The organism is Halapricum hydrolyticum (genome assembly GCF_025517535.1).
Classification (GTDB): Archaea; Halobacteriota; Halobacteria; order Halobacteriales; family Haloarculaceae; genus Halapricum; species Halapricum hydrolyticum.
In genome coordinates, this window is sequence record NZ_JAOPKC010000013.1 from 36,911 (window position 1) to 51,322 (window position 14,412).

The window sequence follows — 14,412 nt, forward strand, 5'->3', positions numbered from 1 at the left end:
GGGCGTGCAGTGATCGGCAGCGCCACCTAAAGCACGCCGGCGACAACGATCCCACTACCCAGCGCAGTGAACGCCACACCCAGTAGCGTCGCGACGACGGCGACGACGTACGGCCACTGGTTCGTCGAGCGTTCGAGCACGGCCTGGTCGGGCATGCTGGACAGCAGCGTCGCAGTAACAGTCTCGCCCTCCTCGAACTCGGCGAGGTACGAGTCGACGAGTTCGCGGCTGCCGGTCGGTGGCTCGCTTCCCTCGCGGACGAGCGTCGAATCGTAGGTCTGCCCGTCGAACCGATACCGGAACCGAACCGTCGGCTCGAAGACGCCCTCGTCGATCTCGGTCGCACTGACTTCGCGGATCTCGGCCTCGACGGTCCGGGTCTGGCGGTGGCGACGATAGAGCCCGAGTGCCAGCCGACCACCGTACTGAAGGACGAGTCCGCCGACCAGCAGGAAGGGCAGACCCGCGAGCGCGAGTGGTTCGACCATACCGTGAGGAACGGGAAGCGTCGAAAAGACGCTTGTCATCGACGCATGGCGTAACACATTAGCCCGCGCCAGACTACCAGACCGTATGCACGTTATCGTCGCCGGGGCGGACACCGACGAGATCGCCGCCGCGATCGAATCGCAGGGCCACGAGGTCACGATCGTCGACGTCGCGAACCGGTCGGCACTGGACGAGGCCGGCATCGAGACGGCCGCCACGCTGGTGCTGACCGAAGTCGCACAGGCGACCGCAATCCCGGTCGCGAAGGAACTCAACCCCGAACTGCGGACGGTCGTCTACGCGGACGGGTCGCTTCCGGAGTTCGTCCGCGGACAGGTCGACCTCGCGATCGACCCGGAACTGCTCGACGCCGACACCGTCGCCGAAGAACTCGACGCGTAGCGATCGGACGGCCCGGGCGAGACCTGTTTCTGAACAGATCACAGCAGTCGTGGACCCACCCCCAAGCCCCGGGGCAGTCGCCTCGACCGCCTGTACAGCCGGACAGGGAGCGAGCGTGGTGACTGCTCGGCGTCAAGAATTCGAGACAGCGAGACGGAACTATCGCCACTCGGGCAACGTTGCGGCGTCCTGAAGCGGAGCTGTTACGTAGGCGTCGTCGCGAGTGATGTCGGCGAGGATGAAGGTCTCGCCAGCGGGGCCGGTTTCGACCGAGGCCATGACCTCGGCGTCCTCAGCAACGGCCGCGACTGCGTTCGTCTCCTGCGACATGCTTGTTACTCTGTAACACGTACACATAAACGTGCCGGAACCGGGACGCAAGGCCGGTATGAAAGGTCAGTGTTTCCAACAGTACGGGAAAATATCCGGGAGACAATCGGGAGCAAGGCCAATGTGTAAGGTCTTAGTAGATGGACGCGGGAGTAGTTGGCATAATGAACGTCGCAGACGCCATGACGCCGCGCGAGGACGTGGTGACGGTGGAGATCCCCGGCACCAGAGACGACGTCCTCGAATACCTCCAGGAGCGGACGTTCTCCTCGGTACCGGTGATCAAACAGACCGACGACGGCGAACAGTTCCGCGGGATCGTCTCCCGGGACACGCTCATCAACAACCCCGACGAAGACCAGCTCGCACTACTGGTCAAGGAGGTCCCGACGATCGCTGCCGACGCCGCGATCGAGGACGTCGCCCGCCTCATCGTCGAGGAAGGCGAGCGCCGGATCCCCGTCGTCGACGGTCGCCTCGAAGGAATAATCACGGTGACGGACGTCATCCGCGCGATCGCCGAGGGCAAAGTCGAAGGCGACACGCCGGTCGGCGAGCTGGCCCGCAAGGACGTCAACTGCGTCTACGCTGGGACGCCGCTACCCGTCGCCGAGCGGGAGCTGGCCTACGCGGACGTTCCGTACGGGATCGTGCTGGACGACGATCGCGACCTCGCTGGGATTCTCACTGAAGTCGACATCATCGCGGTCGCCGAGGTCGTCGAGGGCGAGGCCGACACCGGCGAGTCCATCGCCAACCAGGACGACGAGTGGATGTGGGAAGGCATCAAAGCCGTCGGCAACAGCTACATGCCCACGCGGAACGTCGAGATTCCGAACGAGCCGGTCAGCGAGTTCATGACCAGTGATCTGTTGACCGTCGGCAAGCGCCGGACCGCACGCGAGACCGCACAGACGATGCTCAACAACGACATCGAGCAGATCCCGCTGTTGAGCGGTGACGCTCTCGTGGGCATCGTCCGGGATGTCGACCTGCTGGAGGCACTCGTATGAGCGAGGGGAACCCGGTCGTCGAACTGGCGAAACGGCGCGGGTTCTTCCTCCAGTCGGCCGGTGCCTACGGCGGCGTCTCCGGATTCTACACGTTCGGCCCGGAGGGCGCAGCACTCAAGCAAAACATCGAGGACACCTGGCGTGAGCGGTTCACGATCCAGGAGGGCAACATGGAGGTCGACGCCCCCACGGTGATGCCCGAGCCCGTCTTCGAGGCCTCGGGCCACCTGGACGGGTTCGACGACATGCTGGTCGAGTGTCCCGAGTGTGGCGACTCCCACCGGGCCGACCACGTCGTCGAGGACAACACCGACATCGAGGACGCCGAGTCGATGGCCATCGAGCGCGTCGAGGAGATCGTCGCCGAGTACGAGCTAACCTGTCCGACCTGCGGCGCAGGGCTGGCCGGACAGGCGATTCAGCAGTTCAACCTGATGTTCGAGACGAACATCGGGCCGGGGTCGTCCTCGCCGGGGTATCTGCGGCCCGAAACCGCCCAGGGGATCTTCGTGGAGTTCCCCCAGCTGGCCGAATACGCCCGTAACCAGCTACCCTTCGGCGTCACCCAGATCGGTCGCGCCTACCGCAACGAGATCAGCCCCCGGAAATCGCTGTTGCGCGTCCGGGAGTTCACGCAGGCCGAACTCGAGCTGTTCATCGATCCCGAGGAGGACGAACCCGACCTCGAGAGCGTCGAGGACGTGACGGCACCGTTCTACCCGGTCAGCGAGCAGGAGGCCGAGGACGGCGAACTCATCGAAACCACCGTCGGCGAAGTCTTCGAGGACGGAATCGTCGACGATCCGTGGATCGCTTACTACCTGGGGATCGCAAAGCGGTGGTACGAGTCGATCGGCGTCGACATGGACCGGTTTCGCTTCCGCCAGCACCTGCCAGGGGAGCTGGCCCACTACGCCGCCGACTGCTGGGACGCCGAGGCGGAGGTCGACGGCGACTGGATCGAACTCGCCGGCTTCGCCTACCGCGGCGACTACGATCTCAGCAAGCACGCGGCCCACTCCGACGAGGAGTTCACGATCTTCAAGCAGTACGACGAGCCGATCACCGTCGAGCGCCCCACCGTGGATCCGGACATGAGCTATCTCGGACCGGAGTTCGGCGGCGACGCCGCGGCCGTGGCCGACGCACTGGATTCACTGGCTGAGCGCGATCCCGACGCGTTCCGGGACGCGCAGGCCGACGACGGGGTCGTCAGGGTCGAGGTCGAGGGCCAGGAATACACCGTTCCGATCGAGAAGGTCGGCTTCGAGATCGAGGAGGTCACCGAAAGCGGCGAGCACATCACGCCCCACGTCGTCGAGCCTTCACTGGGGATCGATCGCGCGCTGTACACCGTACTCGATCACTCCTATCGCGAGGACGAGGTCGACGGCGAGACCCGGCGAGTGCTCGAACTCCCGCCGGAAGTCGCGCCGAGGACGGTCGGTGTGTTCCCGCTGATGGATCGGGACGGTCTGGCCGAGCGCGCCCGCGAGATCGTCGACCGGTTGCGTGACGCCGGGCTGGCGGTCACCTACGATGATTCGGGCGCGATCGGCCGACGCTACCGCCGCCAGGACGAGGTCGGGACGCCCTTCTGTGTCACAGTCGACTACGAGACGCTAGGCGAAGGCGACGACCCGAGCCTGGAGGGGACGGTCACGGTCCGCGAGCGAGATACGACCGAACAGCGACGCGTCGCCATCTCCGGGCTGTCCGAGACGCTGACAGCGTTACGTGACGGCGCGATCACGTTCGACGACCTCTAACCGTGCGGTCGCTATTTAACGGTCTGGGGTCGGAGATCACCCGTCGAGGCATCCACGTCAGCGGGAGCGCCGTCCCGCTGGCGTACGTCGTCGACGTCCTCACCTGGACGCAGGTCCAGGCGATCGTCGTCGCCGGGTTCCTGGCCGTGGTCGTCCTGGAGATCGTTCGCCTGGGCGTCGGACTGGACTGGTGGATCTACGAGTACCTCACCAGAGAGTACGAGCAGGACAACGTCGCGGGCTACGCGCTGGCAGTCATCAGCGCGACCGCCGTCGTATTAGTAGCTCCGCCGACGATCGCCGTGCCGGCACTGCTGATGCTCACGCTCGGCGACCCGGTCAGCGGATTGCTCGGCTCCGGACAGATCCAGTCGGTCGGTGACGGCACCTTCCTGGAGTTGATTCTCAAATCGCCACAGGCACTCGCCGTGACGTTCGTCGTCTGTACGTCGATCGGGCTCGCGTTCGTCGCGCCCGTCGCGGCGCTGTTCGGCGGTTTCGCCGCGACCGTCGCAGACGGGGTCAAGCCCGTGATCAAGACCTACGTGATCGACGACAACCTCACGATCCCGCTGGCGTCAGCGGCAGGGATCGCTATCGGACTCGCAATCGTGTGAACACGCGCAAAAGCAGAATGCCTATTGTGCGGCCGGCGATCCCTCGTCGGGATAGGCCTGTTTCACCTGAAGGGCGGCACTCGCGGCCAACCCCATCGCGAGGTCTTCGCGTTCGTCGTCGTCGATCGAGACGTCGTCGTCTTCCTCGGGCGCGTACCCCGCGCTGACGACCGACCCGACCGGCGGCTGGACGGCGATCGTCGCCTCGAGGCCCGTCGCCCCCGACCGGAGTTCCGAACCGACGACGAAATCGCCGGGGAGGAATTCGCGGGTCCGGGCAGCGACGCTCGCGAGGTCGCGCCGCAGCGCACGGCGCTGCTCAGGCGACAGCGGCGAGTCGTCAGCGACGTCGGCCCCGCCGGGGAGATTTCCATACATGAATTGCTACAGCGGTAGGCGAGGAAGGCTTAAAAAAGCGCTGGTCGCCGATCGTGACGTCGACAGTCACAGCAGTGGCTCGCTCTGCCCGTACGCCGCGATAACGACCGCCGCTGCGTGCTCGTCGGGATCGGGGTCGGCCGTCTCGATCTGGAGTTTCGGCTCCGCGTCGAAGTCCCAGTCCCGGAGCTCGCGGCCGGCCGCGATCCCCTCGCGGATCGCCGTCTCGACGTCGTCACGGTCGGTCCCCGAGACCTCGTAGAAGATCCCGCGGCCCGACTCGCTGCGGAGCCATCCTACTCCGGCGACGGCAGGACGGTCGCTACCGGGTTCGACGATCTCGTGGCTCTGGACGACGTGCAGTCCTTCGCCGGCGGGTCCGAGATCCGGCGCAGTGTCGACGCGCTCGATCGGCGCGTCGGCAGGGATGACAGAGGAGAGCGAGATCAGATTGTAGTTGTGGACGTTCGCCGCCGCCAGCGCGGCGTCGTAGGCGGACAACGCCGTCGGCGCGGTGGCGCGGCCCCAGGCAACCCGAATGACGCTCATGTCTCTCTCTCGGTCACTGTCACAAGAAGGCGTTTCGTTTTCCGACTGTGGCGGCGGCGTCCCCCGGGCCAGATGCGTTGTCCGGGCCGATACCGCGTCTCGCCCGGGCTACCGGCCGTGTTTGGTCACGCAGGTCGACAGCCCGATCAACTCGACGGGCTCGGAGTTGTCCGGCGAGTAGACGACCATCTGGCCTTTCTCCATGTAGGGAACCTTCGATTCGAGGTTCGAGGGAATGTTGACCGCGGAGATGGCGTCCTCGTCACCCAGATTGAGGACGGCGGTCGTGTTGATCTGCTTGAAAACGGGATCGGCGATGTCCTGGGGATCCTGGGTGATCAAGAAGAGCCCGAGCCGTTCCTTGCGGCCCTGCTTGGCGGCGTCGGTGAACTTCCCGATGACCTTCCGGGCCTGGACGGTGTCGGCGTCGGTCAGGAAGTTGTGGGCTTCGTCCATCCCGACGATCAACGGCGTCTCCTCGATGCGCTCGAAGGTCGGGTCGTTCGAGAGCTTCTCGTCGACCAGCAGCGACGCCAGCGCGAGCACGACCGTCTCGGTCGCCCGACTGTCGTTGATGTGGTAGGTCGGGACGACGGTCAGCCCACCGGGGCGGACGAACTCGTGGACGAGGTCGGTGATCGGGCGGGCGTCCTGATCGAAGACGCCGCCGAACCCGAGCGCGCGCCGTCGGACGGCGTCGAAGGTCGCCTCGTGGACCCGTCCGGATTCGTCGAGTTCCTCGCGCAGGGCGGGATCGTCGAGGAACGTCGTGAACTGCTCGTAGGTCCCGCTCCGGCCGTACTCGTCGCGAAAGCGGGGCAGGAGGACGTTCACCAGCGCGGAGTACTGGTTGTCGTTGAGACCACTGCCGGCGATCAGCCAGGGATTGTCGTCGACCATCGAGAACGGAATGGTGAACGGAACCTGCTCGGCGCGGTGATGGTCGGCGCTGTAGGACGCACCGGCGACGTCGGGGACGAACGCGACGGTGTCGTCGTGGCCGCCACAGGCGATGCCCTCGCGCTCACAGTGGCGCTGGAACTCGGCCGGAAGATCGCCGTCGTCGTGCATCTGAGCGTACTCGTCCTGGGGATCGAACACGACCAGCGCGGGCGAGACCTCGCGGTCGCTGCCCGATTCGACCGGATAGGACCGCTCGTCGGCGAGGTACTGCCGGAGGACGTTCTTCGCGGCGTGGGTCTTGCCCGAACCCGTTCCACCCGCAACGAGGGTGTGTCGGAACACGAGTGGATCGCCGTCGGCGTAGTCGTCCTTGAGCCGGTAGTCGATCGTCGGCGGTTCGGCCGCGGTCGTGACTTTCTCGCCGCCGACGGCGAGATGGCCGAGGAAGACGCCGTCCTCGGGGATCTTGAGCCCGGTCTTGATCTCGCCTGCGTCGTCGGCCTCCCGGACAACCGTCTCGGGTTTCGGGACGCGGTCGGTCATCCGGCGCTTGAGGTCGTCGTTCTCACTGTACAGGACAGCAACCGGTTCGAGCGTCGCCATGAACTTGAAGTCCTGTTCGTCGATCTCCCGGGAGCGCATCGCGCGCTGGGCGTGGATCTCCGTGGCGTCGTCGGCGCGGAACTCCGGGACGTACTCCAGGGCTGTGATCCGACAGAACAGTCGCTCGTCGTCGGGCGTCCCGGCCGACGGCTCGTCCGGATAGGGGACGATCAGGTACGTCCCGATCCGGACGTCCGAACGGTTCCGAACCGTGATGTAGGCTCGAAGCGTCGTCTCGTCGTCGTCTTCGCTGATCGTGAGCCCCTCGGCGGCCGAGAGGACGCCGATCCCGCGCTCGGATCGCGTCGGCGAGACGCCGACCGGTTCGAACCGATCGTCGTCCTCGGTGGAGTCCGGCGGCGGACTGTCGTCGTCTCCGTCGTCGGCGCTGAATTCGGTGAAATCCCCGAGATCGGACATACACGATCCGACGGGCGGGCGCGACTAAGTAGTTCTGCACCCGTGAGGGAAATAATTATCATGACATGTAGGGAATGAGTACCTATGCGCCAGAGAGAGCGATCGCCCCGTCGAGACGTACTCGGGGCCGTCGGGGCCACGACAGCAGTGGCGATGAGCGGGTGTACTGACTTCCTCGGTGGCGGCGAGCCGGTGACTGTACGGTGGACGCTCGAAGAGGTCGGCAGCGACGGAGCCGCTCACGGACGATCGGGAGGCGGAACTCGATCACGAGAGCTACTTCAGCGACGGCTTCGAGATCGTCGAGACGACCGAAATTTCGTACTCGGTCGAAGTCGTCGAGGGGCCAAGCGTCAACGTGTTCGTCCTCGACGAGGAGAACCAGGACGCCTTTGCGGACAACGAGGATTTCACCGCCGTTGAGGAATCAATCTCGATCGACGTGAGTTACACCGAGCACCCGGGCATCGAACTCGATCCGGGCAACTACGTGCTGATAGAGATACAAGCGCATACCCCCGCCTTCCCGTGAGTGACGAGTGTTCCGACGCTCTGTCGGAACCGAGGAGCGAACAGGCGGGGGTCAAGCGGACAGCATAGTGCGACAGTCCACTGTTCTGTTGCAGTGCTGGATTTCCCACCGTTTCACTCTGGATGGCCGAGCTATATGTCCCTCACAACTGAAACAGAGAATACGGCGACGATGGGTGAGGTCACAAAAACGCTCGAACTGAAGCTTGTGGACCCGACCGTCCACAAGCGTCAGAAGCTTCGTGAGACACGGGACGCCTACCAGCAGGCGCTGCAGACCGCCTTCGCCGCTGGCTGTGACACACAGTCAGCGGCCAACGACGTTGTTGTCGAGTACGACCTGAGCGGCTACGCCAAAAACGCCCTCAAGAAGTACGTCCCACAACTCCACACCAGCTACGACGCCGACGAGCTTCACGACGACCACCCGGTGCGGTTCACCAACGAGGGACTGCAACTCGACCACCAGCCACAGAACGCTATTGAATGGTACGTCAAAATCCCGCACCATGAGGATTACCACCTCTGGATTCCGGCACGCGCCAATCCCGAACAGCGGGATTGGCTCGAAGCGGTGTACGCAGACGACGCCGAGATGGGTGAAAGTCGGCTGTTCGAGCGGGACGGAACGTGGTATCTCCACATCACCGCTACCCGCGACGTGGAGGACAAATCTGAGGCGTCCGCCGACGAGCGGACGCCGGTAGACTCTGACGAGCCTACCGAGCCCTGTCTCGCTGGGCTCGACAGGACGCCGATAGGCGTGGACATTGGAGAGGCGAGTCTCGTCACGGTGTGTCACCGCGACGAGAGCGGGTCTCCTGTTCGCCCCCGACTGTGGGCCGACGACGGCAAGGCCGTTCGTCGGCTCCGTAAGACCTACTTTACCGCCAAGAGACGCCTTCAGAAGCGTGGCAGTGAGCGAATCGCGGAGTCCTACGGCGACTCGCTGTGGGACCAGATTGACGATGTGTTTCACCGTGTGACCCGTGAGATCGTGGAGTACGCCGAGTCCGTCGAGAACCCAGTGCTGGTGCTGGAAGACCTGACATACATCCGCGAGAACATGGACTACGGCGAGTACATGAATCGGCGGTTGCACGGGTGGGGCTTTGCCAAGCTCCACGCACAGATTCGCTACAAAGCCGCCGAGACGGGGATTCCCGTCGAGACGGTGAATCCCCGGAACACGTCGAAGGCGTGCCACGCTTGCGGTGAACATGGCTACCGACCACGACAGGCGACGTTCAGATGCTCGAACGACGACTGCTGGCTTGGTGAGTATCAAGCCGACGTGAACGGGGCGATAAACATTGCAGACCGCTACCGTAGTGGAGAGAGTCACCGCCGAAGCGACCGGACTTCCCGGCAGAAGGCTGGTGACGATGACTCGGCTACGGATGGGGCCTCTTTGACCGGGCCACAAGACAGCCAAGCCGATGCTGAAAACCAGCAGGAGACGCTTGGAACGTATGCGTCTTGAAACCAACAGGCCCCGACACTCGGCCTGAAATCCCGTGTCGGGATTCCTCCGCGTTCACGCGGAGGAGGAGGTCAATATCTACAACGGCGACGACAAGCTCGAAAACACGTAACAGTCGCTGGAGTCGCGGGACGATCCGGATCCCAAAAGGACTCCAATGAGGCCCACAAATGGTGGGGTGATGACCGCGTGGTTTCGCGTCATGACGTACAACGTCCGTTACGACAACCCCGAGGACGGCGAGCACCGCTGGGCGAACCGTCGGGAGGGCGTCGCGGACACGATCCGCTTTCGCGAACCGTCGCTGCTCGGCCTCCAGGAACCACTCGCAAACCAGCTGTCGTACCTGCAAGACCGGCTCCCCAACTACGAGTGGGTCGGCGACCCGCGCGTCGACGGCGACGAGGAAGGCGAGTACTCCCCGATCGGCTTCGACGAGCGACGGTTCGCACTCGAAGCGACGGATACGTTCTGGCTCTCGGAGACGCCCGAACGGGCAGGTAGTCTCGGCTGGGACGCCCGCCACCCCCGGATCGTTACCTGGGCACGGCTGCGCGACCGGGACACCGACCGCGTGCTCGTCCACGCCAACACGCACTTCTCCCACGACGGACCCCGAGCGCGTCGCCACAGCGCCCGTCTGCTCCGGGAGCGACTGGACGAACTGACCGACGACGAGCCCCTGATCGTGACGGGCGATTTCAACTGCATCGCCGGCGAACCCGCCCACGAGACGATCATCGATCCCGAGGCGGGGAGGCGGACGCTGTACAACGCGATCGACCGCTCTGAATACGGCCATCACGGCCCCGAAACGTCCGTGACGGACTTCGAGCACCTCGTCCCCAGCCGCAAGATCGATCACATCTTCGTCACCGACGGCCTCGAGGTCCGCCAGCACGGCGTCTGTACCGACCTCTACGCCGAGGGCCGCTACCCATCGGATCACTTCCCCGTGCTCGCGCAGGTCCGACTCGAGTGAAAAGAGCGGAGGAAAGAGGTACAGCCCCGGAAGCCCACGTCGGCGACCTTTTGCGTGCCAATCGCGTAGATGTGGGTATGCTACTGATCCGGGGCGAGGCCGGCGGGACGGCCCTGACGGGGACGCTGTACGAACCCGGCGACGACCCGCCGTCGTTCGAGGGTGCACCCGACGAGGGAGCGCCGTACGTATGGGTCTGTGATGCCTTCTACGAGGTCGAAAGCGGTGGCCAAGTCCAGCAGATCGACGATCGCGAGATCAACGTCGCCTTCGAATCACCGAGTCCGCGCGGATTCGAGACCCGCGAGCGGGCGGTCGAGGCCGCGAAAGAACACGTTCGAACGCAGTTTCAGCGGATCGGCCTGGATTCCGCGGACGTGACGGTTGCGGTCGAGCAGCCCTAGTCGTCGGCTCGAGCGGCCGTCGTCGTCTCGGGTGGCGAGATCGGTTCGCCCATCGCGTAGACCGTGTTGTGGCCGGTGATCTCGACCTCGACGAAGTCGCCAACCTTCAGCCCCTGGAGTTGCGCCTTCGGCAGGGCGACCTGACGGTGGGCCTCGTCGTAGCCCACCAGCGAGTCGTCGGTACCGTCCTCGGTGAGCAGGACCGATCGTTCGGTGCCGACCATCTCTTCGTAGGCCTCGCCGACGACGTCCATCTTCAGGTCGGTCATCGCCTTCGAGCGCTCCTTCTTGAGTGTGCCGCCCAGCCCCTTCATCTCGGCGGCGTCGGTACCGGGGCGCTTCGAGAAGCGCGTGACGTTGAGCTTTTCGGGGCGGATCTCCCGGAGAAGATCCATGCTGGCCTCGTGATCGTCGGGTGTTTCGGTCGGGAACCCGACGATGAAATCCGTCGCGAGCGTCCAGTACTCGAGGTGCTCGTCGAAGGTCTCGACGATCTCGCGGAACTGCTCGACGCGGTGCTGGCGGCGCATGTCCGCGAGCACGTCGTCGGAGCCACTCTGGACGGGCGCGTGCAGGAAGTTGTAGATCTCGTCGTGCTCGGCGAACACGGACGCGAGTTCCTCGGCGATCCCGTGGACACCGCCGGGATTTGCCATCCCGAGGCGAACCCGGAAGTCGCCGTCTATCTCGGTGCAGATCCGGCTCAAAAGCTCGGGCAGAAGGCTCTCTCCCTGGTTGATGTCCCAGCCGTAGACGCCGGTGTCCTGGCCGGTGATCCGGATCTCCCGTGCCCCGCCATGGACGAGCGCTCGGGCCTTCCGGACGTTCTCCTCGACAGTCGGAGAGTCGATCCGCCCCGTGGCCTGCTTGGTAATACAGTACGAGCAGTCGCTCATGCAGCCGCGAGCGATCGGCAGGATGCCCGTGACGCCGTCAAGGACGGGCTCGGTGTCGGGCGTGATCGTCGGACACTCGCCATTGAGGACGTACTCGGGAACGTCGTCCCAGTGGAGGATCTCGGCGTCCAGATCCGCGAACTGCTCGCCCTGGGCCAGCGCCATACACCCCGTGACGATCAGGTCCGCAGGCGTCTGTTCGTCCAGTTCTCTGGCCCGCCGGAGCATGTTCCGCTCGGTCTTCTCGACGACCGTACACGTGTTCAGGATCGCCACGTCTGCCTCTTGGGGCGAGGACGCTGGGCGGTGGCCCCCTTCCCGGAGGGCGCGCTCGATCTGCTGGGTCTCACCTCGATTGGAGGTGCACCCGTAGGTTTCGACGTAGTAGCGGGCCATCGTGTCTGTGTATCACTACATCCGCGCACGCAAAAGCACGACGGATCGAGACGACGGTGAGACGCGCCGAACGCCACCGATTGGGGCCGTTCGGAGTGAGCGCAACTATTATTCTACAGGCAAAAAACCAAAACGTGTATGCTGAACGAGAAAACAGGAGCCGTCCTGACTGTTGCCTTCCTGTTGTTGTCTGCAGTCGGCGGTGTCGCGACCGCGACGGCAGCCGGGGGAACAGGGGATAGCATCGTCGCCGCGTCCAGCGGGGACGAGGCACCGCTGAACGAAACCGTATCGAACGCGGACGAGGCGTACGTGGCAGGCGACGGGTCAGTCATACTGGTCTACGAGTACGAAGACTCGGACGACCTCCAAGCGACGAGCGGACACGCCAGTATGGACGTCGCTGACGGCTTCGCCGAGTTCGTAATGAGCCAGGATGCCGAGACAGACGTGACGGCTAACGTGTCGCTGCTGGCGACGCCCGACGAGATGAGCGCCGACGGAGCAGCGGTAACCGACCGGCCGGCCCCGCTGAAAGATCTCCGGTTCGAGTTCGATAGCGTCCAGAACAGAACCGTCAGCGAGTCGTCGATGGCTCTGAACAGCACCGTCGCAGTCCCACGGGACTCACAGATGTCGTTCGTGTTCTTCCTCCTCCAGGAAGCTCGAACGGACGGGACCATCACGACGGACGCAACCTCTCTGACCGCCGACGGGTCAGCGAGCGTCCAGCTGGCCGCACAGATGATTCCGGATCGGTCACACAGGTTCGTCCTGGCCGAACAGGACGAGACCTACACCCTCGAAGTGGAGGAGTCGTACGTGCTAGGGGCACAAGAGGCCGGGGACTGGAACACCTCCGAGCGGGCACAGGCGACTCTCGAGGAGCAGTACTGTGAAGGGGTCAATACGACCAACGTAACGTGTGATGTCAGCCTCGACAATTACGACCTGACCGAAGAAGATGCCGGGCAGCGACTGGACATCGCGTACACGGTCACGGTCGGCGGCGTCGACGCGGCCATCTCCGAGGCGATCGTCGAAGGGTTCGCCGGTCCGGAAACGAATATGACCGAGGCCGAAGCGGCCGAGTTGGCAGACCGGATCGAGAACGTCACACTCTCGCACGTCGAAGCGGAGGTGGCCGTCGAGACCGGCCCGGCAGGTGGCCAGCAGGCGAGCGTCGCCTGGAACGTCAGCCTCGACGGGACGGACGACCTGACGCTCGCGTACGTCGACCTCCTCGAACAGATCGAGCAGACGGCAGCGACCGGCCCGCAGACGCCCGATACAGGCCTCCCATCGGGGATGTTCGGCGTCCCGCTGACGGACACGGCCGAGCAACTCCGCGAACAGACGGAAGCGAGACGCGCCGCCGGACTGGAGACGACCTCGAGCTGGGAGTTCGTCCTTACGACCGGCCAGGACGCCACGGGTGAACAGTTTGTCGCCAACCTGAACGGGGCAGCGGCGTCCGAGACGACTAACTGGGACGACTACGTGGCGGAACTCGAAGACCGGGAGCTCCCGATCACGGATAGCATGCGGACAGCACTCGACGTCCGGACGAGCGGCGACCGGATCGTCGCCGAGGGATCCGCAAGCGTCGCGGATGAGAGAATGTTCGACCGCGCGCTGACCGAGTACAACCGAACGGCCAACCAGACCGAAGTCACCGAAGTGATCGAGGCGATCAGAGCAGCCGACTTCGAACACGCCCGTCTGAGCGCGAGTGTCGCCGACGGCACCACCACGGTCCGGGGCAACCTCTCGGTCAGTGACGGAACGGCTATCAGCGATCGGCTTCCCCTCCCGTTCTCGATGATCGAAGCGAGCGAGACGAACCTCGACGCAGGACGGACAGCTATCCTGCTGGACGCCGGCCTCGAGAGTGACGCCGACGAGGATACAGTGCGGGCACTGGCGTTCGTCGGCGAAGAGACCGACATCAGCATACCTGGCGAATGGGACGAAGAAAGCCAGCCGTTGCTCTCGCTCGCTGCCAGCGACGGTGGAACTGACGACGAGACTGATGACGAGACTGACGACGAGACTGACGACGAAACCGACAGAGAAACTGAAACCGAGACCGACGACGGAGAAACTGAAACCGAGACGGAGACCGAAACCGGCGACGGTGGCGGACCCGGCTTCGGTGTCGCCGTCGCGCTCGTCGCGCTGCTCGGAGCAGCTAGCGGGGCTGCAGTAGCGGGACAGCGGATCGAGCCGTAAGACCCGCGGTCTTCC

The 14,412-nt window shown here is 64.7% G+C and carries 15 protein-coding genes; 9 read left to right on the top strand and 6 right to left on the bottom strand.

The features are described 5' to 3' along the window. Window positions 1–26 precede the first annotated feature (26 nt). Window positions 27–488 (bottom strand): DUF3592 domain-containing protein, encoded by a 462-nt coding sequence (locus OB916_RS11345; RefSeq protein WP_315909411.1) that lies wholly within the window; start codon window positions 486–488, stop codon window positions 27–29. 85 nt (window positions 489–573) lie between these two features. Between OB916_RS11345 and OB916_RS11350 the strand changes: the two genes are divergently transcribed. After that, the gene (locus OB916_RS11350; RefSeq protein ID WP_315909412.1) at window positions 574–891 is read left to right on the top strand and encodes a DUF7126 family protein; all 318 of its coding nucleotides are present in this window, start codon (window positions 574–576) and stop codon (window positions 889–891) included. Between the two features lie 159 nt (window positions 892–1,050). On the opposite strand, the gene OB916_RS11355 is transcribed toward OB916_RS11350, so the two are convergent. Continuing rightward, a complete protein-coding gene (locus OB916_RS11355) occupies window positions 1,051–1,221 on the bottom strand; it encodes a DUF7556 family protein (protein ID WP_315909413.1) in 171 nt (56 codons plus the stop codon). A 164-nt stretch (window positions 1,222–1,385) separates the two neighbouring features. Here OB916_RS11355 and OB916_RS11360 point away from each other — a divergent pair, with 164 nt between their 5' ends. Genes OB916_RS11360 through OB916_RS11370 form a run of 3 tightly spaced genes read left to right on the top strand, consistent with a single transcriptional unit; the run spans window position 1,386 to window position 4,620 of the window. Continuing rightward, on the top strand, window positions 1,386–2,234 hold the full coding sequence (locus OB916_RS11360; RefSeq protein ID WP_315909414.1) for a CBS domain-containing protein: 849 nt from the start codon (window positions 1,386–1,388) through the stop codon (window positions 2,232–2,234). Continuing rightward, window positions 2,231–4,003 carry a glycine--tRNA ligase gene (gene glyS, locus OB916_RS11365; RefSeq protein ID WP_315909415.1) on the top strand — a complete coding sequence of 591 codons (1,773 nt, stop codon included), beginning with the start codon at window positions 2,231–2,233 and terminating at the stop codon, window positions 4,001–4,003. The genes OB916_RS11360 and glyS overlap by 4 nt, the downstream gene beginning before the upstream one ends. Window positions 4,004–4,005: 2 nt before the next feature. Beyond that, window positions 4,006–4,620 (top strand): dolichol kinase, encoded by a 615-nt coding sequence (locus tag OB916_RS11370; RefSeq protein ID WP_315909416.1) that lies wholly within the window; start codon window positions 4,006–4,008, stop codon window positions 4,618–4,620. A gap of 21 nt (window positions 4,621–4,641) precedes the next feature. Here OB916_RS11370 and OB916_RS11375 read toward each other — a convergent pair whose 3' ends face one another. The 3 genes from OB916_RS11375 to OB916_RS11385 all read right to left on the bottom strand — a co-directional run bounded on the left by OB916_RS11375 (window position 4,642) and on the right by OB916_RS11385 (window position 7,473). Next, entirely contained in the window at window positions 4,642–4,998 is a 357-nt protein-coding gene (locus OB916_RS11375; RefSeq protein ID WP_315909417.1) for a DUF5811 family protein, read from the bottom strand. Window positions 4,999–5,064: 66 nt separating this feature from the next. Then, on the bottom strand, window positions 5,065–5,547 hold the full coding sequence (locus tag OB916_RS11380; RefSeq protein ID WP_315909418.1) for a pyruvoyl-dependent arginine decarboxylase: 483 nt from the start codon (window positions 5,545–5,547) through the stop codon (window positions 5,065–5,067). Window positions 5,548–5,655: 108 nt separating this feature from the next. Beyond that, complete coding sequence (locus OB916_RS11385) at window positions 5,656–7,473, bottom strand: ATP-binding protein (RefSeq protein WP_315909419.1); 1,818 nt, start codon at window positions 7,471–7,473, stop codon at window positions 5,656–5,658. Window positions 7,474–7,831: 358 nt separating this feature from the next. On the opposite strand from OB916_RS11385, the gene OB916_RS11390 reads away from it, so the two are divergent. The 4 genes from OB916_RS11390 (at window position 7,832) to OB916_RS11405 (ending at window position 10,873) form a co-directional block, all read left to right on the top strand. Next, the gene (locus OB916_RS11390) at window positions 7,832–8,005 is read left to right on the top strand and encodes a hypothetical protein (protein ID WP_315909420.1); all 174 of its coding nucleotides are present in this window, start codon (window positions 7,832–7,834) and stop codon (window positions 8,003–8,005) included. A gap of 171 nt (window positions 8,006–8,176) precedes the next feature. Next, window positions 8,177–9,487: an RNA-guided endonuclease InsQ/TnpB family protein gene (locus OB916_RS11395; RefSeq protein WP_315909456.1), complete on the top strand. Its 1,311-nt coding sequence runs from the start codon at window positions 8,177–8,179 to the stop codon at window positions 9,485–9,487. A gap of 181 nt (window positions 9,488–9,668) precedes the next feature. After that, window positions 9,669–10,469 carry an endonuclease/exonuclease/phosphatase family protein gene (locus OB916_RS11400; RefSeq protein WP_315909421.1) on the top strand — a complete coding sequence of 267 codons (801 nt, stop codon included), beginning with the start codon at window positions 9,669–9,671 and terminating at the stop codon, window positions 10,467–10,469. Window positions 10,470–10,546: 77 nt separating this feature from the next. Beyond that, window positions 10,547–10,873 carry a DUF7113 family protein gene (locus OB916_RS11405; protein WP_315909422.1) on the top strand — a complete coding sequence of 109 codons (327 nt, stop codon included), beginning with the start codon at window positions 10,547–10,549 and terminating at the stop codon, window positions 10,871–10,873. Here the strand turns inward: OB916_RS11405 and OB916_RS11410 are convergent. Beyond that, the gene (locus OB916_RS11410) at window positions 10,870–12,165 is read right to left on the bottom strand and encodes a tRNA (N(6)-L-threonylcarbamoyladenosine(37)-C(2))-methylthiotransferase (RefSeq protein WP_315909423.1); all 1,296 of its coding nucleotides are present in this window, start codon (window positions 12,163–12,165) and stop codon (window positions 10,870–10,872) included. The genes OB916_RS11405 and OB916_RS11410 overlap by 4 nt on opposite strands. 138 nt (window positions 12,166–12,303) lie before the next feature. Between OB916_RS11410 and OB916_RS11415 the strand changes: the two genes are divergently transcribed. Then, window positions 12,304–14,397, top strand: coding sequence for a hypothetical protein (locus OB916_RS11415; protein WP_315909424.1), 2,094 nt, complete (start codon window positions 12,304–12,306; stop codon window positions 14,395–14,397). The last annotated feature ends 15 nt before the right edge of the window (window positions 14,398–14,412 follow it).